The sequence below is a fragment of the Variovorax sp. CAN15 genome, from assembly GCF_030462475.1.
Classification (GTDB): domain Bacteria; phylum Pseudomonadota; class Gammaproteobacteria; order Burkholderiales; family Burkholderiaceae_C; genus Variovorax.
This window is the reverse complement of sequence record NZ_JASMRZ010000014.1, coordinates 30,299-56,008: the sequence shown is the minus strand read 5'-3', so window position 1 is coordinate 56,008 and position 25,710 is coordinate 30,299. Positions and strand designations below refer to the sequence as shown.

Annotated in this window: 22 protein-coding genes; 16 read left to right on the top strand and 6 right to left on the bottom strand. The window is 69.5% G+C overall.

Translation table 11 applies throughout. The features are described from left to right. The 13 genes from QMO14_RS12555 to QMO14_RS12495 all read left to right on the top strand — a co-directional run bounded on the left by QMO14_RS12555 (position 1) and on the right by QMO14_RS12495 (position 16,262). A complete protein-coding gene (locus QMO14_RS12555; RefSeq protein WP_301507543.1) occupies positions 1-1,560 on the top strand; it encodes a UDP-N-acetylmuramoyl-L-alanyl-D-glutamate--2,6-diaminopimelate ligase in 1,560 nt (519 codons plus the stop codon). Continuing rightward, positions 1,557-2,993: a UDP-N-acetylmuramoyl-tripeptide--D-alanyl-D-alanine ligase gene (gene murF, locus QMO14_RS12550; protein WP_301507542.1), complete on the top strand. Its 1,437-nt coding sequence runs from the start codon at positions 1,557-1,559 to the stop codon at positions 2,991-2,993. Before QMO14_RS12555 ends, murF begins: the two co-directional genes overlap by 4 nt. 22 nt (positions 2,994-3,015) lie before the next feature. Continuing rightward, positions 3,016-4,194, top strand: a complete 1,179-nt coding sequence (gene mraY, locus QMO14_RS12545; RefSeq protein ID WP_301507541.1) for a phospho-N-acetylmuramoyl-pentapeptide-transferase — start codon at positions 3,016-3,018, stop codon at positions 4,192-4,194. 19 nt (positions 4,195-4,213) lie between these two features. Continuing rightward, positions 4,214-6,379 (top strand): UDP-N-acetylmuramoyl-L-alanine--D-glutamate ligase, encoded by a 2,166-nt coding sequence (murD, locus tag QMO14_RS12540; RefSeq protein WP_301507540.1) that lies wholly within the window; start codon positions 4,214-4,216, stop codon positions 6,377-6,379. After that, positions 6,376-7,674, top strand: coding sequence for a putative lipid II flippase FtsW (ftsW, locus tag QMO14_RS12535; protein ID WP_301507539.1), 1,299 nt, complete (start codon positions 6,376-6,378; stop codon positions 7,672-7,674). Before murD ends, ftsW begins: the two co-directional genes overlap by 4 nt. Before the next feature lie 76 nt (positions 7,675-7,750). Next, the gene (gene murG / locus QMO14_RS12530) at positions 7,751-8,815 is read left to right on the top strand and encodes an undecaprenyldiphospho-muramoylpentapeptide beta-N-acetylglucosaminyltransferase (protein WP_301507538.1); all 1,065 of its coding nucleotides are present in this window, start codon (positions 7,751-7,753) and stop codon (positions 8,813-8,815) included. A 130-nt stretch (positions 8,816-8,945) separates the two neighbouring features. Next, on the top strand, positions 8,946-10,421 hold the full coding sequence (murC, locus tag QMO14_RS12525; protein ID WP_301507537.1) for a UDP-N-acetylmuramate--L-alanine ligase: 1,476 nt from the start codon (positions 8,946-8,948) through the stop codon (positions 10,419-10,421). Continuing rightward, complete coding sequence (locus QMO14_RS12520; protein WP_301507536.1) at positions 10,418-11,389, top strand: D-alanine--D-alanine ligase; 972 nt, start codon at positions 10,418-10,420, stop codon at positions 11,387-11,389. The genes murC and QMO14_RS12520 overlap by 4 nt, the downstream gene beginning before the upstream one ends. A 2-nt stretch (positions 11,390-11,391) precedes the next feature. Then, positions 11,392-12,180 carry a cell division protein FtsQ/DivIB gene (locus QMO14_RS12515; protein ID WP_301507535.1) on the top strand — a complete coding sequence of 263 codons (789 nt, stop codon included), beginning with the start codon at positions 11,392-11,394 and terminating at the stop codon, positions 12,178-12,180. A gap of 30 nt (positions 12,181-12,210) precedes the next feature. Then, positions 12,211-13,440: a cell division protein FtsA gene (ftsA, locus tag QMO14_RS12510; protein WP_081270183.1), complete on the top strand. Its 1,230-nt coding sequence runs from the start codon at positions 12,211-12,213 to the stop codon at positions 13,438-13,440. 170 nt (positions 13,441-13,610) lie between these two features. Beyond that, entirely contained in the window at positions 13,611-14,825 is a 1,215-nt protein-coding gene (gene ftsZ, locus QMO14_RS12505) for a cell division protein FtsZ (RefSeq protein ID WP_301507534.1), read from the top strand. 318 nt (positions 14,826-15,143) lie between these two features. Beyond that, the gene (gene lpxC, locus QMO14_RS12500; RefSeq protein ID WP_301507533.1) at positions 15,144-16,067 is read left to right on the top strand and encodes a UDP-3-O-acyl-N-acetylglucosamine deacetylase; all 924 of its coding nucleotides are present in this window, start codon (positions 15,144-15,146) and stop codon (positions 16,065-16,067) included. 18 nt (positions 16,068-16,085) lie between these two features. After that, positions 16,086-16,262, top strand: coding sequence for a hypothetical protein (locus QMO14_RS12495; RefSeq protein WP_301507532.1), 177 nt, complete (start codon positions 16,086-16,088; stop codon positions 16,260-16,262). Positions 16,263-16,469: 207 nt separating this feature from the next. On the opposite strand, the gene QMO14_RS12490 is transcribed toward QMO14_RS12495, so the two are convergent. Continuing rightward, on the bottom strand, positions 16,470-17,420 hold the full coding sequence (locus QMO14_RS12490) for a LysR family transcriptional regulator (protein ID WP_301507531.1): 951 nt from the start codon (positions 17,418-17,420) through the stop codon (positions 16,470-16,472). 116 nt (positions 17,421-17,536) lie between these two features. Here QMO14_RS12490 and glyA point away from each other — a divergent pair, with 116 nt between their 5' ends. Next, positions 17,537-18,862, top strand: coding sequence for a serine hydroxymethyltransferase (gene glyA / locus QMO14_RS12485; protein WP_301507530.1), 1,326 nt, complete (start codon positions 17,537-17,539; stop codon positions 18,860-18,862). A 19-nt stretch (positions 18,863-18,881) separates the two neighbouring features. On the opposite strand, the gene ruvC is transcribed toward glyA, so the two are convergent. After that, positions 18,882-19,445 (bottom strand): crossover junction endodeoxyribonuclease RuvC, encoded by a 564-nt coding sequence (ruvC, locus tag QMO14_RS12480; protein WP_301507529.1) that lies wholly within the window; start codon positions 19,443-19,445, stop codon positions 18,882-18,884. A gap of 150 nt (positions 19,446-19,595) precedes the next feature. Here ruvC and QMO14_RS12475 point away from each other — a divergent pair, with 150 nt between their 5' ends. Continuing rightward, positions 19,596-21,674 (top strand): hypothetical protein, encoded by a 2,079-nt coding sequence (locus tag QMO14_RS12475; RefSeq protein ID WP_301507528.1) that lies wholly within the window; start codon positions 19,596-19,598, stop codon positions 21,672-21,674. Positions 21,675-21,824: 150 nt separating this feature from the next. Here the strand turns inward: QMO14_RS12475 and QMO14_RS12470 are convergent, their stop codons facing one another. Together QMO14_RS12470 and QMO14_RS12465 are read right to left on the bottom strand one after the other, a co-directional pair. After that, positions 21,825-22,814 carry a phosphatidate cytidylyltransferase gene (locus QMO14_RS12470; protein ID WP_301507527.1) on the bottom strand — a complete coding sequence of 330 codons (990 nt, stop codon included), beginning with the start codon at positions 22,812-22,814 and terminating at the stop codon, positions 21,825-21,827. Positions 22,815-22,821: 7 nt separating this feature from the next. Beyond that, positions 22,822-23,712: a lysophospholipid acyltransferase family protein gene (locus tag QMO14_RS12465; RefSeq protein WP_301507526.1), complete on the bottom strand. Its 891-nt coding sequence runs from the start codon at positions 23,710-23,712 to the stop codon at positions 22,822-22,824. On the opposite strand from QMO14_RS12465, the gene QMO14_RS12460 reads away from it, so the two are divergent. Beyond that, positions 23,713-24,141 (top strand): DUF2809 domain-containing protein, encoded by a 429-nt coding sequence (locus QMO14_RS12460; RefSeq protein ID WP_301507525.1) that lies wholly within the window; start codon positions 23,713-23,715, stop codon positions 24,139-24,141. On the opposite strand, the gene QMO14_RS12455 is transcribed toward QMO14_RS12460, so the two are convergent. Together QMO14_RS12455 and aroE are read right to left on the bottom strand one after the other, a co-directional pair. Continuing rightward, positions 24,107-24,850, bottom strand: a complete 744-nt coding sequence (locus QMO14_RS12455) for a transglycosylase domain-containing protein (protein ID WP_301507524.1) — start codon at positions 24,848-24,850, stop codon at positions 24,107-24,109. The two genes, QMO14_RS12460 and QMO14_RS12455, sit on opposite strands and share 35 nt — an antisense overlap. Beyond that, on the bottom strand, positions 24,851-25,699 hold the full coding sequence (aroE, locus tag QMO14_RS12450; RefSeq protein ID WP_301507523.1) for a shikimate dehydrogenase: 849 nt from the start codon (positions 25,697-25,699) through the stop codon (positions 24,851-24,853). Positions 25,700-25,710 lie beyond the last annotated feature (11 nt).

The following is a 25,710-nucleotide window of genomic DNA, read 5'->3' as shown; positions in this document are numbered from 1 at the left end:
ATGCTGACCTTCACTTCCCCCCAACTGGTCGCCGCCTGGCTGAAGGAGCGCGCGCCGCAGGCCGCGCTGCACGCCGACAGCCGCGCCGTGGGCGCGGGCGACGTCTTCATCGCCTGGCCGGGCGCTGCCACCGACGGGCGAAAGCACGTGGCGGCCGCGCTGGCACAGGGCGCGGCGGTTTGCCTGGTGGAGCACGAGGGCGTCGAGGCCTTCGGCTTTGAAGGCGACGACCGCATCGTGAGCTACCCCGGCCTGAAGGCCGCCACCGGCCCGATCGCCTCGGCCTTCTACGACAACCCCTCGGCCCTGCTCGACGTGCTGGCCGTGACCGGCACCAACGGCAAGACCTCCACCGCCTGGTGGCTGGCCGAGTCGCTCTCCACGCTGCGCGCGGCGGGCGGCGTGCGCGTGATGACGCCCGACGGCACCATGCAGCGCGACGCGCCGTCGCCCTGCGCGGTGATGGGCACGCTCGGCATCGGCGTGCCGCCCGATCTGGCCTATACCGGCCTCACCACGCCCGACCCGGTGATGATGCAGCGCGAACTGCGCTCACTGGTCACGCGCGGCTTCGGCGCCTGCGCCATCGAGGCCTCGTCCATCGGCATTGCCGAGCGCCGGCTCGACGGCGCGCAGATCGCCGTGGCCGTGTTCACCAACTTCACGCAGGACCACCTCGACTACCACGGCAGCATGGACGCCTACTGGCAGGCCAAGGCCGAGTTGTTCCGCTGGCCAGGCCTGCGCGCCGCGGTGATCAACATCGACGACACGCACGGCGCCAGCCTGTGCGCGAACCTGATCGACGCCGGCATCGGCGCGCTCGACGTCTGGACCGTCTCGGCCGCCGGCAAGCCGGCCCGCCTCATGGCGCGCGACATCGGCTACGACGCGCAGGGCCTGCAATTCTCGGTGGCCGAGCAGGGCTCGCCGGCCGTGGAGCGGCTGCCGACCGGGCTCATCGGCCAGTACAACGTCTCGAACCTGCTGGGCGTGCTCGGCACGCTGCGCGCGCTGGGCCTCACGCTGGCGCAAGCCGTGGCCGCCTGCGCCAACCTCACCAGCGTGCCCGGCCGCATGGACCGCGCGGGCACCGGCGAAGGCGCCCCGCTGGCCGTGGTCGACTACGCCCACACGCCCGATGCGCTCGACAAGGCGCTGATCGGCCTGCGCCCGCTGGCAAAGCAGCGCGGCGGCGCGCTGTGGTGCCTGTTCGGCTGCGGCGGCGACCGCGACCCGATCAAGCGCCCGATGATGGCCGCCGTCGCAGAGCGCCAGGCCGACCGCGTGATCGTCACCAGCGACAACCCGCGCAGCGAAAAGCCCGACGCGATCATCAGCCAGGTGCTGCGAGGCTTCTCGCGCCCCGACGCGGCGCAGGTGCAGCCCGACCGCGCGGCCGCCATTGCCGACGCGATCGCGCAGGCCGCCCCGCAAGATGTCGTGCTGATCGCCGGCAAGGGCCACGAGGCCTGGCAGGAAATAGCCGGCCAGCGCATCGAGTTCTCGGACAAGGCCCATGCGCTGCAGGCGCTGGCAAAGAGGGGAGCCGCGGCATGACCGGCATCACGACGCCCCTCGACATCACCTTGTCCCGGATCCAGCAATGGATTCCGGGTTCGCGCCTGGTGGGCGACGGCTCCATCGTCATCGCCCGCGTTCACACCGACACGCGCACGCTCGCGCCCGGCGACCTGTTCGTCGCGCTCAAGGGCGAGCGCTTCGATGCCAACGATTTCCTGGTCGAGGCCAAGGCGCAGGGCGCCGTGGCCGCCATCGCGCACCACGGCCTGGAAGCCGCGGGCCTCGCAGGCCTCGAGGTGCCCGACTCGCTGGCTGCGCTGGGCGCGCTCGGCGCGGGCTGGCGCGCGCAGTTCGACCTGCCGCTGATCGCCGTGACCGGCAGCAACGGCAAGACCACGGTCACGCAGATGATCGCGGCCGTGCTCTTCGCCTTCCGCGCCGAGCGCTCTCTCGCCACGGCCGGCAACTTCAACAACGAGATCGGCGTGCCGCTCACGCTGCTGCGCCTGCGCGCGCAGCACCAGCGCGCGGTGCTCGAGCTGGGCATGAACCACCCGGGCGAGATCGCGCGGCTGGCCGCCATCTCGCGCCCGACCATCGCGCTGGTCAACAACGCGCAGCGCGAGCACCAGGAGTTCATGGCCACCGTCGAGGCGGTGGCCGTCGAGAACGCCGCCGTGTTCGCGGTGCTGCCGGAAGACGGCACGGCCGTCTTCCCCTGCGGCGACGAGTTCACCCCGCTGTGGACCGACATGGCGCACGACGGCGGCTCGCGCCGCTGCCTGACCTTCGGCGAGCACGAGGACGCGGATGTGTCGCTGCAGCACGCCGAATGGAAGCAGGGCGCCTGGGCCGCGAGCATCCGCACGCCGGTGGGCACCTTCGACGCGCGCCTGCACATCGCGGGCCGGCACAACGTCGTCAACGCGCTCGCCGCCACGGCCTGCGCGCTGGCAGCCGGCGTGCCGCCGGAGACCATCGGCGCCGGCCTGTCGGCCTTCGAGCCGGTCAAGGGCCGCTCGCGCGCCAGCGAGATCGAGCTGTCCGGCGGCCATGCCGTCACACTGGTCGACGACAGCTACAACGCCAACCCCGATTCGGTGATCGCCGCCATCGACGTGCTCGCCGCACTGCCGGGCCCGCGCCTGCTGGTGCTGGGCGACATGGGCGAGGTGGGCGACCGCTCGCCGGAGTTCCACGCCGAAGTCGGCGAGCATGCCCGCCGGCGCGGCATCGAGTCCGTCTACACGCTGGGCGCCGCGACGGCGCACACCGTCGCCGCCTTCGGCGGTGCCGACGGACGCCATTTCGAAGAGTTCGACGCGCTCGCCGCGGCCGTGCTCGCGCGCCTGCCGCAAGTCGGCAGCGTGCTCGTCAAGGGATCGCGCTTCATGAAGATGGAACGCGTGGTACAGGTCGTCGAGGCACAGCTACAACGACACACAACAACAAAAGGAGGCCGGTCATGACGCATGAGCCGCGCGAAACCACATGCTGCTGACCCTCGCCCAATGGCTGCAGACGCTGTCGCCCGAGTTCGGGTTCCTGCGCATCTTCCAGTACCTCACCTTCCGCGCGCTGATGGCCGCGCTGACGGCGCTCGTGGTCGGCCTGGTGGCCGGCCCCTTCGTGATCCGCCGCCTCGCGGCGCTCAAGATCGGCCAGCCGGTGCGCGGCTACGGCATGGAAACGCACCTCACCAAGAGCGGCACGCCCACCATGGGCGGCGTGCTGGTGCTGTTCTCCATTGCCTTCGCCACGCTGCTGTGGTTCGACATCTCCAACAGGTTCGTGTGGATCGTGCTGTGGGTCACCATGGGCTTCGGCGCCATCGGCTGGGTGGACGACTGGCGCAAGGTGGTGCGCAAGGACCCGGAAGGCATGCGCTCGCGCGAGAAGTACTTCTGGCAGTCGGTGGTCGGCCTGATCGCGGCCTTCTATCTGCTCTTCAGCATCTCCGAGAGCTCCAACTGGCGCGTGATCCAGCTGTTCTTCGCGTGGGTGCAGTCGGGCTTCGACCTCGACTTCCCGCCCAAGATCAACCTGCTGGTGCCCTTCTTCAAGGAAGTGAGCTATCCGCTGGGGGGCATCGGCTTCGTCATCCTCACCTACCTGGTGATCGTGGGCGCGAGCAACGCGGTGAACCTGACCGACGGCCTCGACGGCCTGGCGATCATGCCGGTGGTGATGGTGGGCTCGGCGCTGGGCGTGTTCGCCTACGTCACGGGCAGCGCGGTGTACTCCAAGTACCTGCTGTTCCCCAACATCCCCGGCTCCGGCGAGCTGCTGGTGTTCTGCTCGGCCATGGCCGGCGCGGGGCTCGCGTTCCTCTGGTTCAACACGCACCCGGCGCAGGTCTTCATGGGCGACGTGGGCGCGCTGGCGCTGGGCGGCGCGCTGGGCACCATCGCGGTCATCGTGCGCCAGGAGATCGTGTTCTTCATCATGGGCGGCATCTTCGTGGTCGAGGCGATCTCGGTGATGGCGCAGGTCACGTACTTCAAGTACACCAAGAAGCGCTTCGGCGAAGGCCGGCGCGTGCTCAAGATGGCGCCGCTGCATCACCACTTCGAGAAGAGCGGCTGGCGCGAGACGCAGGTCGTGGTGCGCTTCTGGATCATCACGATGCTGCTGTGCCTCGTGGGCCTTTCGACGCTGAAGCTGCGGTGAAAGAGAAAAGAAGAAAAGCATGCGGCACCTGAAAGACCTCCCCGTCCTCATCCTCGGCCTCGGCGCGTCCGGGCTGGCGATGGCGCGCTGGTGCGCGCGGCACGGCGCGGTCGTGACCGTGGCCGACACGCGCGAGGCGCCGGCGCTGCTTCCGAAGCTGCGCGAGGAGCTGCCCGGCGTGAACTTCGTCGGCGGGCCGTTCTCGGCCGCGCTGGTCGAGGGCACGCCGATCCGCGCCGTGTACCGCTCGCCGGGCCTGTCGCCCGCGACCATCGCGCCGGTGGCGGATGCGGCGCGCGCCGTGGGCCTGCCGGTCGGCGGCGAGCTGGATCTTTTCGCGCGTGCACTGCTGGATCTGCGGACGGTGGAAGTGCCGGTGGTCGAAGCCGAACCGGAGCCGGAGGCTGTCGTTGCTGTGGAAGCCGAGCCGGTTGCCGAAGCTCCCGCCGTGCCCGAAGCACAGGCGGAGCTGGCGCTGGAAGAGCCCGCGCCTGCCGAGGCCGCAGCTCCGGTCGAGCCTGCAGAAGCGCCTGCGCCAGTAGAAACAGCGGAGGCCGCTGAAGCCCAGCCCGAGCCGGCCACCCCCGCGATGGCCGAAGCGATGCCGCGCGATCCGTCGATCAGCGTTGCCGTGCCGCCACCGCAGGAAGGCGAAGTGGCCGTGCCGGCCGAAGCCGTTGCGGAACCAGCCTCCGAAGCAGCGCCCGCGCCTGAATCGGCGCCGGAAACCGCCGAAACAACCGGCGCCGAAGAAGCGCCGGAAGCCCTCGCTGCCGAAGCGCCCGAAGCTCCGGCAACGGCGCCTGCCACGGCGCCCGCGACCATTTCGCGCCTGCCCACCACCGGCAAGCCCTACGTCCCGACCGCAGCCAAGGAAGCTGCGGAGTTCGTCGCGCGCATCGCCGAGCTCTCCGCCACCAACCCGGCCTCGGCCGCCGTCGAGGAAGAGCCTTCGCCGCAGCTCGAACTGGCGCCTCCGGTCGAGCCCGAGGCCCCCAAGGGCTACACGCCCGCGGTGCTCGCCATCACCGGCACCAACGGCAAGACGACGGTCACCTCGCTCACCGGCCAGCTGGTCGAGCGCGCGGGCAAGACCGTGGCCGTGGCCGGCAACATCGGCCCGACGCTGCTCGACACGCTCTCGGCGCACATGGATGCCGAGACGCTGCCCGACGTGTGGGTGCTGGAGCTGTCCAGCTTCCAGCTCGACGGCGTGCAGGGCTTCGAGCCCACGGCCGCGACGGTGCTCAACCTCACGCAGGACCACCTGGACTGGCACGGCGACATGGCGTCGTACGGTGCGGCCAAGGCGCGCATCTTCGGCGCGCAAGGGCTCATGATCCTCAACCGCGACGATGCCGGCGTGATGGCCATGCTGCCCGCGCCCGTCAAGGTCAAGCTGCAGCGTCCGCAGATCCGCACGCACGTCACTTTCGGTTCCGCGATGCCGCTGCGCCCGGGCGACTACGGCATCGAGCGCGTCAACGGCATGGCCTGGCTGGTGCGTGCGCTGGAGGCCGACGAAACGCAGAAGCGCAAGCGCGGTGCCGTGGTCGAGGAAGAAATCTTCCTTCAGCGGCTGATGCCCGCCGACGCGCTGCGCATCCGCGGCCGCCACAACGCCATGAACGCGCTTGCCGCCCTGGCGCTGGCCAGCGCCGCCGGCTGCCCGCTGAACGCCATGCTCTACGGCCTGCGCGAGTACCAGGGCGAGCCGCACCGCGTGGAGCCGGTCGCGATCATCGACGAGGTCGAGTACTTCGACGACAGCAAGGGCACCAACGTGGGCGCCACCGCCGCCGCGCTGACCGGCCTGGGCGAGGAACGCCGCGTGGTCGTCATCCTCGGCGGCGAAGGCAAGGGGCAGGACTTCGAGCCGCTCGCCGCGCCCGTTCGCCAGTACGCGCGCGCCGTGGTGCTCATCGGCCGCGACGCGCCGCTCATCGAGGCCGCGCTGGCATCGACCGGCGTCTCGCTGCTGCATGCCGCCTCGATGGACGAAGCCGTGAAGCTCGCGTCCGCGCGCGCCAACCCTGGCGATGCCGTGCTGCTGTCACCGGCCTGTGCGAGCTTCGACATGTTCAAGGACTACGCGCACCGCGCCGAGGTGTTCCGCGAGGCCGTGCAGGCCTACGAGGACAGCCCGCGCGGCCTGGGCGACTCGACGACGCAGGAGCAGGTTTGAACTCTGCCGCATCAGGCGCCACGCCCAACCCATCCACCAGCCGTTTCGGCGGCTGGTTCAGGCGCGCGCGCAGCGGGATCGACTCGCTGCCCGTGCACCTGCCCGTGCGGCTGGGCGGCGCCGGCATCGCGCAGACGAAAGCCACGCCGATGCGCGTGCTGGGCTTCGACCAGGCGCTGGTCTGGGTCACGGTTGCGCTGCTGACCTGGGGCCTGATCATGGTGTATTCGGCCTCCATCGCGTTGCCTGACAACCCGCGTTTCGCGCGCGCGGGCTACAGCGCCTCGTACTTTCTCACGCGGCATGCGGCCTCGGTGGTGTTCGCGTTCATCACCGCGCTGCTGGCCTTCCAGATCCCGATGAAGACCTGGGAGCGCGCCGCGCCCTGGCTCTTCGTGGCCTCGCTGCTGCTGCTGGTGGCGGTGCTCATTCCGCACATCGGCATCAACGTGAACGGCGCGCGTCGCTGGCTGCCGATGGGCATCATGCGCTTCCAGCCCTCGGAGCTGGCCAAACTCGCGATGGTGCTCTACGCCGCCAGCTACATGGTGCGCAAGATGGAGATCAAGGAACGCTTCTTCCGCGCCGTGCTGCCCATGGGCGTGGCGGTGGTGGTGGTCGGCATGCTGGTGATGGCCGAGCCCGACATGGGCGCCTTCATGGTGATCGCCGTGATCGCCATGGGCATCCTGTTCCTGGGCGGCGTGAATGCGCGCATGTTCTTCCTGATCGCCGCGCTGGTGGTGGTCGCCTTCGGCACCATCGTCGCGAGCAGCCCGTGGCGCCGCGAGCGCATCTTCGCGTACCTCGATCCGTGGAGCGAGGAGCACGCGCTGGGCAAGGGCTACCAGCTGTCGCACTCGCTGATCGCCATCGGGCGCGGCGAGATCTTCGGCGTGGGCCTCGGCGGCAGCGTCGAGAAGCTGCACTGGCTGCCCGAGGCGCACACCGACTTCCTGCTGGCCGTGATCGGCGAGGAATTCGGCCTCGTCGGCGTGCTGCTGATCATCGGCCTGTTCCTCTGGCTCACGCGCCGCATCATGCACATCGGCCGCCAGGCCATCGCGCTCGACCGCGTGTTCTCGGGCCTCGTGGCCCAGGGCGTGGGCGTGTGGCTGGGCTTCCAGACCTTCATCAACATGGGCGTGAACCTCGGCGCGTTGCCGACCAAGGGGCTGACGCTTCCGCTGATGAGCTTCGGCGGCTCGGCCATCCTGATGAACATGGTGGCGCTGGCGATCGTGCTGCGCATCGACTATGAAAACCGTGTCCTCATGCGCGGAGGCCGCGTATGAGGACATGGTTTCATCAAAACCGTGTCTGCGCGAAGCGCTGCGGCGCGCATGCGCCGCTGATGAGAGGAGGCCGCGTATGACCGGCCGCACCGCACTCGTCATGGCCGGCGGCACCGGCGGCCACATCTTCCCCGGACTCGCGGTGGCCGAGGCCCTGCGCGAGCGCGGCTGGAAGGTGCACTGGCTCGGCGCCCCCGGCAGCATGGAAGAGAAGCTGGTGCCGCCGCGCGGCTTCGCCTTCGAGCCGGTGCAGTTCGGCGGCGTGCGCGGCAAGGGCCCGTTGACGCTGTTCCTGCTGCCGCTGAAGCTGCTGCGCGCCTTCTGGCAGAGCCTGGGCGTGGTGCGCCGCGTGAAGCCCGACGTGCTGGTGGGCCTGGGCGGCTACATCACCTTCCCGGGCGGAATGATGGGCGTGCTGATGGGCAAGCCGCTGGTGCTGCACGAGCAGAACTCGGTGGCCGGCCTTGCCAACAAGGTGCTGGCGGGCGTGGCCGACCGCGTGTTCACCGCCTTCCCCAATGTGCTGAAGAAGGCGCAATGGGTGGGCAACCCGCTGCGCGCAGCGTTCACATCCAAGCCCGAACCGGCAGAGCGCTTCGCGGGCCGCACCGGGCCGCTGAAGCTCCTGGTAGTGGGCGGCAGCCTCGGCGCGCGCGGCCTCAACACCGTGGTGCCGCAGGCGCTGGCCCGCATCGAGCCGGCCGCGCGCCCGCAGGTGCTGCACCAGAGCGGCGCCAGGCAGATCGACGAACTGCGCGCCAACTATGAGGCAGCAGGCGTCGAAGGCGAGCTCACGCCCTTCATCGAAGACACGGCGCAGGCCTATGCGGACGCCGACATGATCGTCGCGCGCGCCGGTGCCAGCACCGTCACAGAAATCGCGGCCGTCGGCGCAGCAGCGCTGTTCGTGCCTTTTCCCTCGGCGGTCGACGACCACCAGACCACCAACGCGCGCTTCCTCGTGGACGCGGGCGGCGGATGGCTGGTGCAGCAGGCCGACCTCACTCCTGAATTGCTGGCTGACTTGCTACAGAAAACCGGGCGCGACGCGCTGATAGAGAAGGCCGCGAAGGCCAAGACCATGCGGAAGACCGAAGCCGTCGAGGCGGTCGTCCGCGCCTGCGAGGAGTTAACCAAATGAAGCTCCCGTCGATGTTCCATGGACTTTCGGGGAATGCCGCGGAACTGGCTTTGCCAGGCCGCAGGCATTGCCCCCTGCAAGGGGGTTGGCGAAGCGACACGAAGTGCGCGAAGACTGGGGGTGTGCCGGCATGAAGCACGCTATTCGTCATATCCACTTTGTGGGCATCGGCGGCTCCGGCATGAGCGGCATCGCCGAGGTGCTGCTCAACCTGGGCTACAAGATTTCCGGCTCCGACCTGGCCGACAGCGCCACGCTGCGCCGGCTCGCGGGCCTGGGCATCGGCACCTTCGTGGGCCATGCGGCCGCGCACATCGACGGCGCGGACGCGGTCGTCACTTCCACCGCGGTGCAGTCGGACAACCCCGAGGTGCTGGCCGCGCGCGAGAAGCGAATTCCGGTCGTGCCGCGCGCACTGATGCTGGCCGAGCTGATGCGCCTGAAGCAGGGCATCGCGATTGCCGGCACGCACGGCAAGACCACCACCACCAGCCTGGTGGCGAGCGTGCTCGCGGCCGCCGGGCTCGACCCGACCTTCGTGATCGGCGGTCGCCTCAACAGCGCCGGCGCCAACGCGCAGCTCGGCAGCGGCGACTACATCGTGGTGGAAGCCGACGAGTCGGACGCCTCGTTCCTGAACCTGCTGCCGGTGATGGCGGTGGTCACGAACATCGATGCCGACCACATGGAAACCTACGGGCACGACTTTGCGAAGCTCAAGAAGGCTTTCGTCGACTTCCTGCACCGCATGCCGTTCTATGGCGTGGCCATTCTTTGCACCGACGATCCGGCGGTGCGCGAGATCGTGGCCGACGTGACCTGTCCGGTCACCAGCTACGGTTTCGGCGAGGACGCCCAGGTGCGCGCCATCGACGTGCGCGCCGTCGGCGGCCAGATGCACTTCACCGCGCAGCGCCGCAACGGCGTGACGCTGCCCGACCTGCCCGTTGTGCTGAACCTGCCGGGCCAGCACAACGTGCTCAATGCGCTGTCGGTGATCGCCGTGGCTGTGGAACTCGGCATTTCCGACGAGGCGGTGCAGCGCGGCCTGTCCGGCTTCAAGGGTGTTGGCCGCCGCTTCCAGAGCTATGGCGAGGTGGCGGTGCAGGGCGAGGGGGCCACGGGCACCTTCACCGTGATCGACGACTACGGCCATCATCCGGTGGAAATGGCCGCCACCATCGCGGCCGCGCGCGGCGCCTTCCCCGGCCGCCGGCTGGTGCTGGCCTTCCAGCCGCACCGCTACACCCGCACGCGCGACTGTTTCGAGGACTTCGTGAAGGTCATCGGCACAGCCGACGCGGTGCTGCTCGGCGAGGTCTACGCCGCCGGCGAGGCGCCCATCGTGGCGGCCGACGGCCGCACGCTGGCGCGCGCCCTGCGCGTGGCGGGCAAGGTCGAGCCGGTGTTCGTCGACGACATCGCCGCCATGCCGCGCGCCATTCTCGACAACGCCCGAGCGGGCGACGTGGTGCTCTCGATGGGCGCGGGCTCCATCGGCGCGGTGCCTGCCAAGGTGGTCGAGCTCGGCGCGGCCGGTGCCGCAACCGGCGTTGCCGCCCCTTCAACATCCGAGCGCGGCTCGCGCAAAGGGAGGGCCTCATGAGCCTTCAGGACCCCAAACTCTTCGGCAAGGTTGCCGTGCTGTTCGGCGGCAGTTCCGCCGAACGCGAAATCTCCCTGATGTCGGGCACCGGCGTGCTCGACGCGCTGCGCTCGCGCGGCGTGGATGCGCATGCCTTCGATCCGTCGCAGCGAGACCTGTCTGAACTCAAGAGCGAAGGCTTCGCGCGCTGCTTCGTCGCGCTGCACGGCCGCCACGGCGAGGACGGCACCGTGCAGGGCGCGCTCGAACTGCTCGGCATTCCCTACACTGGCTCGGGCGTGATGGCCTCGAGCGTGGCGATGGACAAGGTCATGACCAAGCGCATCTGGCAGGCCGACGGCCTGCCCACGCCCAAGTACGTGCGCCTGGCCTTCGACCAGCAAAGCCGCGAGCAGGTCATGGCCGTGCCCGACGTGCTCGGCCTGCCGCTGATCGTGAAGCCGCCGCGCGAGGGCTCGTCCATCGGCGTGACGAAGGTCGAGGGCTACTCGCAGATGCAGGACGCGGTCACGCTCTCCGCCAAGTACGACGCCGACGTCCTCTGCGAAGAGTTCATCCAAGGCGAGGAAGTGACCTGCGCCGTGCTCGGCCACGGGCTTGACGCGCGCGCGCTGCCGGTGGTGCGCATCGCCGCGCCCGAGGGCGCCTACGACTACCAGAACAAGTACTTCACCGACGACGTGAAGTACCAGTGCCCGAGCGGCCTGCCCGAGGCCGAGGAACGCGAGATCCAGCGCATCACGCTGGCCGCCTACCGCACGCTCGGCTGCCGCGGCTGGGGCCGCGCCGACGTGATGATCCGCGCGAGCGACCGCAAGCCCTTCCTGCTGGAGATGAACACCTCGCCCGGCATGACCAGTCATTCGCTGGTGCCGATGTCCGCGCGCGCCGCGGGCATCCCGTACGAGGAGCTGTGCCTGCGGGTGCTGGCTTCCGCCACGCTGGACGCAACGGGAGGCTCGCTATAGCCATGGCCGACAGCATCCCCGCGCCCTTCGACGTCAAGCTCATGAACATCGTCGCCAACCTTGCGTTCGCGGCGGTGGCGCTCATGCTGCTTGCGGCGGGCGCGTGGTGGGTGCTGCGCCAGCCCTTCTTCCCCATCGCCGGCATCAAGGTGGACGGCGAGGTCACGCACAACAACGCGGTCACGCTGCGCGCCAACGTGGCGCCGCAGCTGTCGGGCAACTTCTTCACCATCGACCTGGCCCGCGCGCGCGCGGCCTTCGAGTCGGTGCCGTGGGTGCGCAGCGCGGTGGTGCGCCGCGAGTTCCCTGACAAGCTGCGCGTGACGCTGACCGAGCAGGTGCCCGTGGCCACCTGGGGCGACGAGGCCGGCTCGAAGCTGATCAACGGCTTCGGCGACGTGTTCGAGGCCAACGTGGCCGAGGTGGACGACAGCCTGCCGCGCCTGGACGGCCCGATCGAGCAGGCCGGCCAGGTGCTGGGCATGTACCGCGTGCTGCAGCCGCAGTTCCAGCCCTACGACCTGAGCATCGACGAGCTTTCACTGTCGAGCCGGGGCAGCTGGAAGGTGGTGCTGGACAGCGGCGCGGAGATCGAGCTCGGCCGCGGCCAGAGCGAAGAGGTGACGGCCCGCCTGCAGCGCTTCCTGAAGACCGTGACCCAGGTCGCGGGCCAGTACCGCCGCACCATGGCCGACGTCGAAGGCGCGGACCTGCGCCACAACGACGCGTATGCCCTGCGGCTGCGCGGCGTCACCACGGTCTCGCCCGAGGCCCCAAGAAAAATCAAGTAGCGAATACCGAGGAATCGAGGACATATCCCAATGCCCAAAGAATACAAAGACCTGGTCGTAGGACTCGACATCGGCACCGCCAAGGTGATGGTGGTCGTGGCCGAGGTGCTGCCCGGCGGCGAGCTGAAGCTGGCCGGCCTCGGCATCGCGCCGAGCAACGGCCTGAAGCGCGGCGTGGTGGTGAACATCGACGCCACCGTGCAGAGCATCCAGCAGGCGCTGAAAGAGGCCGAGCTGATGGCCGACTGCAAGATCAGCCGCGTCTACACCGGCATCACCGGCAGCCACATCCGCGGCATCAATTCGAGCGGCATGGTGGCGGTGAAGGACAAGGAAGTGACGCCCGCCGACGTGGCCCGCGTGGTGGAGACGGCGCGCGCCATCAACATCTCCAGCGACCAGCGCCTGCTGCTGGTGGAGCCGCAGGAGTTCGTGATCGACGGCCAGGATGTGAAGGAGCCGATCGGCATGAGCGGCATGCGGCTCGAAGCCAAGGTGCACATCGTGACCGGCGCACAGAGCGCGGCCGAGAACATCATCAAGTGCGTGCGCCGCTGCGGCCTGGAAGTCGACCAGCTGATGCTGAACCCGCTGGCCTCGAGCCAGGCGGTGCTGACCGAAGACGAGCGTGAGCTGGGCGTGGTGCTGGTCGACATCGGCGCGGGCACGACCGACGTGGCGATCTTCACCAATGGCGCGATCCGCCATACGGCGGTGATTCCGATCGCGGGCGACCTCATCACCAGCGACATCGCGATGGCGCTGCGCACGCCGACCAAGGACGCGGAAGACATCAAGGTCGAGAACGGCTTTGCCAAGCAGCTGCTGGCCGACCCCGATACGCAGGTGGAAGTGCCGGGCCTGGGCGACCGTGGCCCGCGCATGCTGAGCAAGCAGGCGCTGGCCGGCGTGATCGAGCCGCGCATCGAGGAGATCTTCTCGCTGGTGCAGCAGGTGGTGCGCGAGTCGGGCTACGAAGAAGTGCTGTCGTCGGGCGTGGTGCTCACGGGCGGCAGCGCCGTGATGCCCGGCATGGTCGAACTCGGCGAGGACATCTTCCTCAAGCCCGTGCGACGCGGCATCCCGAAGTATTCGAGCGCGCTGTCGGACATGGTCGCGCAGCCTCGCGCCGCGACGGTGATGGGCCTGCTCGAGGAGGCGCGCTTCGCGCGCATGCGCGGCTTCAAGGTCGCGCAGAAGAATGGGTCGGTAAAGACTGCATTCGGACGTTTCAAGGACTTCATCGTGGGGAATTTCTAGCCATGATCAAGTCTCCACTCTGGCTCGCGCGCGGCAGCCCTCCCATGCATTTCAACGAGCGATGGCGACGAACAGGTCCTCCATCGCGACGGTCTCATCGTTGAGCCTGTCACCGTACAAGAAATATTCACAGACACATAACGGCAACTGCAAGATTCAAGGAGTTAAAAATGACCATCGAAATGATCGAAGTCGAAGAGTTCAACCAGGGCACGCAGATCAAGGTGATCGGTGTCGGCGGTGGCGGCGGCAATGCGGTCGCCCACATGATGGAGCGTGGCGTGCAGGGCGTTCAGTTCGTCTGCGCGAACACCGACGCACAGGCCCTGCAGCGCAGCAACGCGCACAAGATCATCCAGCTGGGCACCAGCGGCCTGGGTGCGGGCAGCAAGCCCGACAAGGGCCGTGAAGCGGCCGAGCTCGCGGTGGACGACATCCGCGCCGCAATCGACGGCGCGCACATGCTGTTCATCACCGCCGGCATGGGCGGCGGCACCGGCACCGGCGCCGCGCCCGTGATCGCCCGCGTGGCGAAGGAAATGGGCATCCTCACCGTGGGCGTGGTGACCAAGCCCTTCGACTGGGAGGGCGGCCGTCGCATGACCAACGCCGACGCCGGCCTGGCCGAGCTCGAGGCGAACGTCGACTCGCTGATCGTGGTGCTCAACGAGAAGCTGCTCGACGTGCTGGGCGAGGACGTCACGCAGGACGAAGCCTTCGCGCAGGCCAACGACGTGCTGAAGAACGCCGTGGGCGGCATCTCGGAAATCATCAACGAGTACGGCGGCGTGAACGTCGACTTCGAAGACGTGCGCACCGTGATGGGCGAGCCCGGCAAGGCCATGATGGGCACGGCCGCGGCCGCCGGCCCCGACCGCGCGCGCATCGCCGCCGAACAGGCCGTGGCCTGCCCGCTGCTCGAAGGCATCGACCTTTCCGGCGCCAAGGGCGTGCTGGTGCTGGTGACGGCGTCGAAGGGCTCGTTGAAGCTGAACGAGTCGAAGCTGGCGATGAACACCATCCGCGCCTATGCATCGCCGGACGCGCATGTGATCTACGGTGCCGCTTACGACGACAGCCTGGGCGACGAAATGCGCGTGACCGTGGTGGCCACCGGCCTCTCGCGTCCCGACGCTCGCCGCCAGCAGCCGACACTGGAAGTCATCCGCACCGGCACCGACAACATCCCGTTCACCGTGCCGACGCTCGGTGGCGTGGGTCACGCCGGCGGCGCGGGCGGCAGCCAGCCCAACTACGACGGCATGGCCGTTCCCAGCGTGTGGCGCACCAACCGCACGATGGCCGCTGCGAAGGTCGACGCGCTGTCCTCGGGCGGCATGGACGACTTCGAGATCCCGGCGTTCCTGCGTCGCCAGGCTGATTGAACCTGGCTCGCACCCCAGGCTGCGCGCACTTCGTGTCGCTTCGCCAACCCCCTACCGGGGGGCAACACCTGCGGCCCGGCAGAGCCGGTTCCGCGGTGTTTCGCGAAGGGACCGGCCGGACGCAGAGGGCACGAGAGGGCGCAAGGGGCACGGGGACGACCTGAAAGGGACGTCCGCTGGCTCTAGGCGCTGCGCTCGGCTCGTGCCCTTTGCGTCCATTCCGGGCCAATTCGAAGGATTTGCACAGAACCCATGTCTATCGGTGCCATAGCGAGGGGCATAGGCCGCCACGGCCGTCGCGCGCCTAAAATCCCGGCCGTGCTGCAACAACGAACGCTCAAGTCCATCAGCCGCGCCGTGGGCGTGGGGCTCCACAGCGGCCAGCGCGTGGAGCTGACGCTGCGGCCGGCGCCAGCCGACACGGGCATCGTGTTCCGCCGCGTCGACCTGCCGGAACCGGCCGAGATCCGCATGACCGCCGAGTCGGTCACCGATACGCGCCTGGCCTCCACCGTCTCCACCGGCGGCGCCAAGGTGCAGACCGTCGAGCACATCATGTCCGCCTGCGCGGGCCTGGGCATCGACAACCTCTACATCGACATCACGGCCGACGAGGTGCCGATCCTCGACGGATCGGCATCGTCCTTCGTGTTCCTGTTGCAGAGCGCGGGCATCGCGCTGCAGAAGGCGCCGCGCCGCTTCATCCGCGTGACCCGCAAGGTCGAGGTGCGCGAAGGCGAGGGCGCCAACGAGAAGTGGGCGAGCCTGGAGCCCTACCACGGCTACAAGCTGAGCTTCGAGATCGACTTCGACCACCGCGTGGTCAATTCCACCGGCCAGCGCGTGGAGTTCGACCTGGGCACCGGCTCCTACAGCCGCGACATCGCGCGCGCGCGCACCTTCGGTTTCACGAAGGAAGTCGAGTACATGCGCAGCAAGGGCCTCGCGCTCGGCGGCGGTCTCGACAACGCCATCGTGATGGACGACACCAAGGTGCTGAACGAAGGCGGCCTTCGCTACGACGACGAGTTCGTGAAGCACAAGATCCTCGATGCGATGGGCGACCTGTACATCATCGGCAAACCGCTGCTGGCCGCCTACACCGCGTTCCGTTCGGGCCATGCGCTCAACAACAAGCTGCTGCGCGAGCTGCTCTCGCACAGCGACGCCTACGAGGTCGTGACCTTCGAGGACGAGAAGCGCGCCCCCAGTGGTTTCGGCGAAGTCGCGCGGGCCTGGTAGGCCGCTCGCTCCTCTCACATGCTTCTGTTTCGCTGGGCCATCCTGCTGCTTCTGCTGGTGGCGGGCGTGTGCTTCGCGTTCTACGCGGGCACGGGGCAGGTCAAGTACCGCCGCATCGGCTGGGTCGTGCTGAAGTGGACGTTGCTGGCGGCCTTCGGTTTCTTCGCGGTGTTGATCGCGGAACGGGTCGCGTAGCCAGGCTCGCCCCCAGGTTTCGCGCACTTCGTGTCGCTGCGCCAACCCCCTTCCGGGGGCAACACCAGCGGCCCGGCAGAGCCGGTTCCTCGGTGTTCCAGGTTCACCCCTAGGCTGCGCGCACTTCGTGTCGCTTCGCCAACCCCCTTCCGGGGGCAACACCTGAGGCCCGGCAAAGCCGGTTCCTCGGTGTTTCCCGATTCGCTCTCACAGCGCTTGCATGGCTTGCACCTGCCGCGTGAGTAGCGGCCCCTTGCGATGCGCGGGTACGAGCAGCATCACGGTATCTCCCAGCGCCTTCGGCCTTCCCCACGGGGCATGCAGCTTGCCTTGGGCCAGCAGCGGTGCGACGAGGTGTTCGCGCCCCATCAGCACGCCTTCGCCATCCACTGCGGCCTGGAGCGCAAGGCTGTAGAGCGAGAAGTCCGGCCCTGCCGCGAGCGCCTCGGCTTCGCCGGCTGTGGAGCCGGGCCGCACGGCCTGCAGCCAGCGCTGCCAGTCGTCGCGCCAGACGGTGTCGTGCAGTCCGCCGCAGCGCTGCAGCAGCTGCGCAAGGTCTTCGAGCGTGCGCGGACGGCCGCTGGGAAGGGGCTCGCGCAGGCGCGGGCTGCACACGGGCAGCAGCCGGTCGCGCACCAGCGGGATCGCCTGTGCGCCGGCCGCGCTCTCGATGCGCTCGCCGGCGCGCGCATAGAACAGGCCGAGATCGAAGGGTTCGCGGCGGAAGTTCGGCGGCTGCTCCAGCGCGGTCACAGACACCTGCACACCGGGCAGCTCTGCCTTCAGCCGTGAAAGTCGCGGCGACAGCCACAGCTGCGCCACGGCCGGCAGCGCGGCCACCTGCAGCGTGCTGCGGCGCGCTGCAGTCTGGGTCTCGTGGCGTAGCGCCTGAACGGCCAGGCCGAGCTGGTCGACGGCCGCGCTGAGGGCGGGCAAGGCGCGCCGCCCGTGCGCGCTGAGGCGGATGCCCTGGCTGTGGCGCTCGAAGAGCGCGCCGCCGGCCCAGGTCTCCAGCGCCTTGATCTGCTGCGCGACGGCCGCCGGCGTGACGAAGAGTTCTTCTGCCGCGCGCGCGAAGCTGCCATGGCGGGCTGCCGCCTCGAAGGCGCGCACGGCGGTGTGCGGCGGCAGGCGGGGGCGCGGCGGTGCGAGCGGCATCGGAGGAGTCCTTCAGGCCAAGTTTTTCTACAGCTCGGGGCCAGATTATCCGGTTTGCCCCGACGCGAATGGCGGGCGACGATGCGGCCATCCCCTTTCATAGCGAGATTCGCCACATGCCTGCCGCCGCCTTGCAACGCCGCCCCTGGGTTCCCGCTGCCAGCGAGGACCACGTGCTTTCCATCGCCGCCGATGCCGCCTCCCGCGATGCCGCAGGCGTGGCCGCCGAGATCGAACGGCTGGTGGCCGACAACCACCGCATCCACGACGTGGACGGGCTGAACCTCAACCCCGCCACCAACGTGATGAATCCCGTCGCCGAGGCGCTGCTGTCGCGCGGGCTCGGTTCGCGCCCCTCGCTCGGCTACCCCGGCGACAAGTACGAGATGGGGCTGGAGGCCATCGAGCGTATCGAGGTGGTCGCTGCCGAGCTGGCCGCCGAGGTGTTCGGCGCGAAGTTCGCCGAGGTGCGCGTGAGCTCGGGCGCGCTGTCGAATCTCTACGTCTTCATGGCGACCTGCCAGCCCGGCGACACCATCGTCGTGCCGCCGCCCAGCATCGGCGGCCACGTCACGCACCATGCGGCGGGCGCCGCTGGGCTCTATGGCCTGAAGCCGGTTTCCGCGCCGGTGGATGCCGATGGCTACACGGTCGACATCGCCGCGCTGGCGAAGCTTGTGCGCGAGGCGAAGCCGAAGCTCATCACCATCGGCGGCAGCCTGAACCTGTTTCCGCACCCGGTGCCCGCGATCCGCGAGATCGCCGACAGCGTGGGCGCGAAGCTGCTGTTCGACGCGGCGCATCTCTCCGGCATGGTGGCCGGCAAGGCGTGGCCGCAGCCGCTCGAGCAGGGCGCGCATGCGATCACCATGAGCACCTACAAGAGCCTGGGCGGGCCGGCGGGCGGGCTGATCGTGTCGAACGACGCGGCGCTGATGGAGCGCATCGACGCCATCGCCTACCCCGGCCTCACGGCGAACTCGGATACGGGCCGCACGGCCGCATTGGCTCGTGGGCTGCTCGACTGGAAGGTACACGGCATCGCCTATGCGGCCGCGATGCGCGAGACGGCGCAGGTGCTGGCGCGCGAACTCGATGAGTTGGGGCTGCCCGTGTTCGCGAAGGCTCGCGGCTTCACGCAGTCGCACCAGTTCGCGGTCGAGGCCGCGCGCTGGGGCGGCGGCCAGCACGCAGCGAAGAAGCTCGCGCAGGGCGGTCTGCTGGCGTGCGGCATCGGCTTGCCGATCGCGCCCGTGGAAGGCGACATCAACGGCCTGCGCCTCGGCGTGCCCGAGATCGTGCGGCTGGGCTTCACGCCCGGGGACATGCCGCAGCTCGCTGGCTGGATTGCGCGTGCCCTCGACGGCGACGGCGCTTCGGTGGCCGCCGAAGTACGCGAGCGCCGCAGGCGCCCTGGCGAGCTGCGCTACGTCGTGCGCTGATGCAGGCAGCCGCTTCGGCTCAGCGCGAGCGCCCCTGCCGGTAGGTGCCGGCAGGCAGCGCCGCTGAACTCTTCGACGCCTCGGCCGCTTCGGCCAGACGCGCCATCGAGCGCCCCACCTGCGCGTGCGTGATGGCGATGCCCAAGGCATCCGCCGCATCGGCGCCCGGCAGGCCGGGCAGCTCGAGCAGGCGCCGCACCATCTCCTGCACCTGCGCCTTCGCGGCCTGGCCGTGGCCGGCCACCGCCTTCTTCATCTGCAGCGCCGTGTACTCGGCCACCGAGAGGTTGTTGCTGACCAGCGCGGTCACGCAGGCGCCGCGCGCCTGCCCCAGCAGCAGCGTGGACTGCGGGTTCACGTTGACGAAGATGATTTCCACCGCCGATGCATCGGGCTGGTAGCGCGCGGTGATCTCCGCGATGCCGTCGAACAGCACCTTCAGCCGCGCCGGCAGGTTGTTGCCGGTGCCCAGGTGGCGGGTGCTGATGGTGCCGCTGGCGACGTAGCGCAGCGCATGGCCGTCCGCATCGACCACGCCGAAGCCGGTGGTCTGCAAGCCGGGGTCGATGCCGAGAATGCGCATGAAAGGAAACGTAAAGGACTAAGCCCGGGAAAAGATTGTCAAAAGAGTTGCGAGGAGAGGGCCGAAAGCCGGCTGATCGTGGGCAGAATGCGCCCCGGTCCGTACCGTCCGCCCCGCCGCGCGCGAGGTGCGCCATTCAAGGAAGCGAATGTGAATGTAGTCGAGTCCTCCGCGCAGCAGCAACTGGACGAGGTGCAAGCCTTGATCGCACGCCTGCAGATGCATCCCGCCGAACGCGCGGCCGCCAGCTTCCGCCGTATCGAGCTGCTGGACGATCTGGGCCGCCGCAAGGAAGCGGTGGCCGCGAGCGTGAGGCTGCTCGACGAGTTCGCGGCGAAGCCCGAGGCCGGCGTGGTCGTGCCCTGCTGCCAGACCTTGCGCCTGCTGGCCCACATGCTGCGCCAGATGCACCGCCGCGCCGACGCGCTCGCCACGCTCGACCGCCTGATCGCGGCGCATGGCCAGCGCGCCGAGCCCGAGATCCGCGAGCACATCGCGCATGCGCTCTACCAGCGCACATGGTGGATCGACGAGCCCGCCGCCCGCTGCGAAGCCTGCGACGCCATGAGTGAACTGCTCGACAGCCAGCCCGATGCCGCGCTCGACGCCTGGCGCGTGGAGGCCCGGCTGCTCAAGGCCGAAATCGAGCATCACCGCGGCCTGCCGCAGGACGCGCTGGCCACGCTCGAGGCCGTCATCGAGCGCTTCGACAGCAGCACCGACCCTGGCGTGGTGCTGCGCGTGGCGCGTGCGCGCCTGGCTTCGGTGCTGAACCTTCGCGAACTGGCGCAGCATGCGCAGGCACAGGTGATGTGCCTCGCGGTGGCCGACCAGATCGAGGCCGGCCTGGCCCTTGCGGAGCCCGAGCTGCGCGTCGAGGGCGTGCGGGCGCTGACGCTCTTCTTCGACGGCTTCGGCATCGACGAGCATGCGAACCGCGCGGAGCTGGTCGGCTGGCTGCTCGAGCGCTACGGCCACGATGACTCGCCCCAGGTGCGCCGCATGGCCGTGCGGCGCGCCTACGACTGGTCGGTGGGCCTGCGCGAATCCGATGACGGCGAGGCCGCGCTGGCCGCCTGCGAGCGGCTGCTCGCCACTTTCGGCGCCGACACCGACGCCGTGGTGCATCGCACCGTGGCGAGCGCGCTGCTCAACAAGGGCTTCGTGCTGCTCGAGCGGCTCGGCCGTGCCGAAGAGGCGCTGGAGGTCTACCAGCAGCTCGCGAGGCAGTTGCAGGGCGCGGCCGAGCCCGATCTGCAGGACACGCTCGCCAAGGCCAGCGCCGGCCGCCAGGCCTGCCTGAAGAAGCTGCGCAAGGCAGATGCCGACGGCAACCTGCCGGAGCTGCCGCTCGAGGTTCGCGACGAGGTGCGCGACAAGGTCAGGCAGGGCCGCAGGCACGGCGACGCCGGCGAGTCTCGCGAGGCCATCGCGCTGTTCGACGAGGTGCTGGCCGCGCATGCCGCGTCGCCGCATCCGGAGCTGCGCCGCCAGTGCGCGCGGGCGCTGGTCCACAAGTCCTTCTGCCTGGTCGCGCTGGAGCGTTTCGACGAGGTGATCGCCGCCGCCGACGCCATGGACGCTCGCTACGGCGCCGACCCTTCCACCGAGATGCAGGAAACCGTCGCGCTGTGCCTGCAGTACAAGAGCACCGCGCTAGAACGCCTCGGCCGGCACGACGACGAGATGCGCGTGCACGACGAGATCGTCGCGCGCTGGGGCAATTCCGAGCTGCCCGACCTGCGCGGTCGCGTGGTGGGCGCGCTGTTCCGCAAGGGCGCCACGCTGCGCCTGGCCCGCCAGCTCGCAGCCGCGGTGGCCTGCTACGACGAGGCCATCGCGCGCACCAGCAGCGCGAGGGAAGGCTCGCTGCAACTCTGGGCCGCCAAGTCGATGATCAACAAGGCCAGGGCGCTCGACAAGCTGGGCGACGCTGCCGGGCAGATCAAGGCCTATCGCACTCTCATAGCCCGCTTCGGCGATTCGGGCGACGCCGCGCTGCGCGAGCGCGTGGTCAACGCCTGTGAATGGCTCGCAGAAGCCGAAGGCCGCCAGGGGCGCGTGGAGGCGCAGCGCGCGGCCCTCGAAGCCGCGCTGGGCCGCTTCGGCACCGCGCTCTCGGCGGAGCAGCGCACCCGTCTCACGCGCGAGCTGCAGGCGCTGAAGGCCAAGGCGCTGGGTCGCAAGGCGAAGGAAGTCTTCGGCCGCGTGGTGCGGCGCAAGGCCTGAACCAAATCGTTCCGATGCTCGGAGTCGAGCTGTCTCAGGTGTTCTTCCAGGAATACCGCGGAACCGGCTTTGCCGGGCCGCTGGTATTGCCCCCTGCAAGGGGGTTGGCGAAGCGACACGAAGTGCGCGCAGCCTGGGGGTTAGCCAAGTTCATGCGTTGAAGTACCAGCGGATCGAGTGGAAGAAGATCGGCGCCGCGAAGCACAGCGCATCGACGCGATCCAGCAGCCCGTTGGCGCCGGTCACGCCCGCATCCTTGCGGCCCCAGTTCGGAATGCCCCGGTCGCGCTTGAGCGCCTTCATCACCAGGTGCCCCATCGAGCCCGAGATGCAGGCGATGACCGACACCGCCAGCGCCTGCCCGAACCTGAAGGGCGTGATGAACGAGAACAGCGCGCCCACCAGGCTCGCCACCGCGATGCCGATGGCCCAGCTGGTCCAGTTGAAGCTGCGGCTCACGTTGGGCGCGAAGGGCTCGCGCTGCATGCGCCGCGAGATCAGGTGCTGCACCAGCACCGAGGTCTGCACCACGAACACCAGGAAGAACACGAGGAACGCGCTCTTGCCCTCGTAGCCCGGAAAGCTCAGCAGCAGCAGCGCCGGCACGTGGCTCATGCCGTAGACGCAGACCATGATGCCCCACTGCAGCTTGGCGTTGCGCTCCAGGAACTGGCTCGGGTCGTTGGCCAGCGCGCTGGCCACCGGGATCGCGAGGAACACGTACACCGGGATGAACACGGTGAACAGGTCGAAGCGCGCCGTGGCCACCAGCCAGAACTGGATCGGCAGCACCACGAAGAAGGCGAGGATCAGGCTGCGGTGGTCGCCGCGCCGCGTGGGCGAGAGCGTGATGAACTCGCGCAGCGCGAAGAAGGAGATGAGCGCGAACAGCACCGTGGCCACGGTCTCGCCGAGCGCCCAGCCGATCCAGAAGACCAGCACCATGAACCAGGTGGTGCCCAGCAGCTTGCGGAAATGCGCCAGCTCGGCCTGCCAGGCGGCGTCGTGCACGGGGTTGCGCCTTTCCCTGAAGCCCAGGAAGAGGGCGGCGGTGCTCGCGATCGCGAGCACGCCGAAGACGATGAGAAAGAGCGCCGCGACCTGCTGGGTCGGGCTGAGGCTGCGCAGGAACTGGTTCATGTCGTCGTCAGACGTCGCGCAAGGCGATCACGGCGGCGCGCGCCCGGTCGAGGAAGGGGCGGCGTTCTTCGTCCTGCTCCACGCGGATCGGCGCGCCGAAGGTGACTGAGCACAGGATCGGCACCGGCACGATCTCGCCCTTGGGCATGACGCGCTGCACGTTGTCGATCCACGCCGGAACCAGCACCACCTCGGGGAACATGGTGGCCAGCGTGTAGAGGCCCGACTTGAACTTCTGCGGCTCGCCGGTATGGCCGCGCGTGCCCTCGGGAAAGATGATGATCGAGTCGCCGCTGCGCAGTGCTTCGACGAGCGGAGCGAGCGGGTCGGGGGCAGGGGCAGTCGGTGCAGGCGCGGGTTCGGGCGCCGCGGGCGGTGGTGGTTCAGCTGGCGGCGGGGGCGGTGGGGCAGGGGGCTCGGGCAGGTCGAGCCGGCCTTGCGCGCCGGGTACGGTCTCGGCGGGCGGTGCCGGCGGGGTCAGGGGCAGCAGCGGCTCCATCGAGGGCTCGATGCGATCGTCCAGTGTTCGGGCGACGGGGTGTGCGGCGGGCGCCGGTGGCGGCGCTTCGGGAGCAGCAGCTGTTGCCGGTGCAGCGGGCGCTGCGGCAGGCGCGCTCGTGGCCTGCCGCTCCACATACACCGCGTTGAACACCTCCGTCGTGATCCAGCGCTTGACCGGCGTGTTGGCCCAGTAGTCGCGCGCCGCGATGGGCCGCGTGATGCTGCGCAGTTCTTCCGGCAGCGCCGCCCAGATCATCACCAGGTCGGCGTGGCTCTGGTGGTTGGCGAAGTAGATGCGCTGCTCGGCCTTGGGCGGACAGCCGTACCAGCGCGCCTGCGCGCCCGTGAGCAGGCGGACGATCCCAAGAAGCAGCCAACCCGTGAGCTTTGCCAGCATATGGGCGCGATGATACGGGTCATGCGATGGCGTTTCGATCCTCTTTCACTGGCGTGGGCGGTGGCCCTGTTTCTCGTATTGCTGCTGCTGGCCACCGCCGGCGCGCGCTGGGGCTGGCTGCGCAGCTTCTTCGGCGACGTGCTGGCCGTGGTGTGGGTGTACTTCGTGTTCAAGACCGCGATCGGCGCGCGCGTGCTGCCGCTGGCACTGGCCGCGCTGGGCGTGGGCCTTGCCGTCGAACTCGGGCAGTACTTCGCGGCGGCGTGGCACCTGCACATTCCGAACCGCGCGCTGCGCATCGTGCTCGGCAGCACGGCCGACTGGTGGGACGTGCTGGCCTACACCATCGGCTTTGTCGCCGTGCTGGCCATCGAAGGCCTGCGCGGCGCGTCGCTCAGGGCAGCTCGGCCGCGGGCATCCGCGCCATGACGGTGGAGGCGCGCCCGCTCAGGTAGGGCGAGCCGGGGCGCCTCTCGAAGAACTTGGGGCTGGGCAGCATCACCGCGAGGCGCGCGGCCTCGTTGGCGCTCAGGCGCGAGGCCGGCTTGCGGAAGTAGTACTGCGATGCCGCCTCGGCGCCGAAAACGCCTTCGCCCCACTCGACGCTGTTGAGGTAGATCTCCAGGATGCGCCGCTTGTCGAGCAGCACCTCGAGCAGCGTCGCCAGCACCAGCTCCTGCCCCTTGCGCAGCATGGTGCGCTCGCCCGACAGCAGCAGGTTCTTCGCGAGCTGCTGCGTGATGGTGGAGCCGCCGCGCAGCTGCACGGGCCGCACCGGCTTGCCGCGCGCCGTGGCTCGCGCGGCCCGCCTGGCGGCCAGCTCCTCGGCCTTCGCGTTGCGCTGGCGTGCCCGCTCGATGGCCTCCCACTCAACGCCGTTGTGGTCGACGAAGCCGGAATCCTCGCTCGCGATCACCGCTCGCTTGAGGGTGTCGTTGATCTGCGCGTAGGGCACCCACTCCTGGCGCCAGCCTCCGCCGCGGCCTTCATGAACCGCGATCTGGAAAGCCTCGGAGCGCTGGAAGGCGGTGCTCTGCGGATCGATCACAGCCATCGCCGCGATGCGCACCACGAAGAACAACTGCAGTGCCACGCCCGCCACCGCGAGGCAGGCGATGAGGCGCAGCACGGCCTTCATTTATTTCAGCTCGGCGCGGATCTCGGCCAGCACCTGCGCCGAAGGCGGCCGCACGCCGCGCCAGATCTCGAAGGACTCGGCCGCCTGCTCGACCAGCATGCCGAGCCCGTCGCGCGCCACCGCGCCGTGCGCCTTGGCCCACGCCATGAAGCCCGCAGCAGCCGGTCCGTACATCATGTCGACCGCGAGCCCACCTTCGCGCAGCACGCTGGCCTTCACCGGCACCGCGTCGCCCGCGAGGCTGGAGGCGGTGGCGTTGACCACCACGTCGAAGGCGCCCGGCACTTCGTCGAGCGCCCAGGCTTCGAGCGAGGCGCCGTGGCGCAACGCGATGGCCGCATGGCGGCGCACCAGCTCGACGGCCTTTTCCACGGTGCGGTTCGCGACCACGACGCGCGAGGCGCCCGCGTCGAGCAACGGGCCCAGCACACCGGCAGCGGCGCCGCCCGCGCCGATCAGCAGCAGCGCCTTGCCCTGAAGCGGCACGCCCGCGTTGCGCACGATGTCGTTGACCAGCCCGATGCCGTCGGTGTTGTCCGCATGGATGCCGCCGTCGGCCTCGAAGCGCAGCGTGTTCACCGCCTGCGCGAGCAGGGCGCGTTCGCTGGTGTGCTGCGCGAGCGCGGCGGCCTCGAACTTGAAGGGCACGGTGACGTTGCAGCCGCGCGCGACGTCGCCGCGTTCTGCGGCTTCGCTTCGGAAGGCCGCGATGCCTTCGGCGAACGCGCCGAGTGGAATCAGCCGCCGGCCGTACTCGATCTGCTGGCCGCAGAGCTGCGCGAAGCGCGCGTGGATGCGGGGTGAGCGGCTGTGCTCGACGGGGTTGCCCATGACACAGTACAGGTCCATGGTGTCTGCCT

Bases quoted from the DNA above. Each gene is read 5' to 3' on its own strand.
- QMO14_RS12495 (WP_301507532.1), top strand. From the start codon at position 16,086: ATGCTTCTGTTTCGCTGGGCCATCCTGCTGCTTCTGCTGGTGGCGGGC.
- QMO14_RS12470 (WP_301507527.1), bottom strand. From the start codon at position 22,814: ATGAACCAGTTCCTGCGCAGCCTCAGCCCGACCCAGCAGGTCGCGGCG.
- QMO14_RS12555 (WP_301507543.1), top strand. From the start codon at position 1: ATGCTGACCTTCACTTCCCCCCAACTGGTCGCCGCCTGGCTGAAGGAG.
- ftsZ (WP_301507534.1), top strand. From the start codon at position 13,611: ATGACCATCGAAATGATCGAAGTCGAAGAGTTCAACCAGGGCACGCAG.
- QMO14_RS12490 (WP_301507531.1), bottom strand. From the start codon at position 17,420: ATGCCGCTCGCACCGCCGCGCCCCCGCCTGCCGCCGCACACCGCCGTG.
- QMO14_RS12520 (WP_301507536.1), top strand. From the start codon at position 10,418: ATGAGCCTTCAGGACCCCAAACTCTTCGGCAAGGTTGCCGTGCTGTTC.
- mraY (WP_301507541.1), top strand. From the start codon at position 3,016: ATGCTGCTGACCCTCGCCCAATGGCTGCAGACGCTGTCGCCCGAGTTC.
- murD (WP_301507540.1), top strand. From the start codon at position 4,214: ATGCGGCACCTGAAAGACCTCCCCGTCCTCATCCTCGGCCTCGGCGCG.
- murG (WP_301507538.1), top strand. From the start codon at position 7,751: ATGACCGGCCGCACCGCACTCGTCATGGCCGGCGGCACCGGCGGCCAC.
- glyA (WP_301507530.1), top strand. From the start codon at position 17,537: ATGCCTGCCGCCGCCTTGCAACGCCGCCCCTGGGTTCCCGCTGCCAGC.
- ruvC (WP_301507529.1), bottom strand. From the start codon at position 19,445: ATGCGCATTCTCGGCATCGACCCCGGCTTGCAGACCACCGGCTTCGGC.
- QMO14_RS12515 (WP_301507535.1), top strand. From the start codon at position 11,392: ATGGCCGACAGCATCCCCGCGCCCTTCGACGTCAAGCTCATGAACATC.
- QMO14_RS12465 (WP_301507526.1), bottom strand. From the start codon at position 23,712: ATGCTGGCAAAGCTCACGGGTTGGCTGCTTCTTGGGATCGTCCGCCTG.
- ftsA (WP_081270183.1), top strand. From the start codon at position 12,211: ATGCCCAAAGAATACAAAGACCTGGTCGTAGGACTCGACATCGGCACC.
- murF (WP_301507542.1), top strand. From the start codon at position 1,557: ATGACCGGCATCACGACGCCCCTCGACATCACCTTGTCCCGGATCCAG.
- murC (WP_301507537.1), top strand. From the start codon at position 8,946: ATGAAGCACGCTATTCGTCATATCCACTTTGTGGGCATCGGCGGCTCC.
- QMO14_RS12460 (WP_301507525.1), top strand. From the start codon at position 23,713: ATGGGCGCGATGATACGGGTCATGCGATGGCGTTTCGATCCTCTTTCA.
- QMO14_RS12455 (WP_301507524.1), bottom strand. From the start codon at position 24,850: ATGAAGGCCGTGCTGCGCCTCATCGCCTGCCTCGCGGTGGCGGGCGTG.
- aroE (WP_301507523.1), bottom strand. From the start codon at position 25,699: ATGGACCTGTACTGTGTCATGGGCAACCCCGTCGAGCACAGCCGCTCA.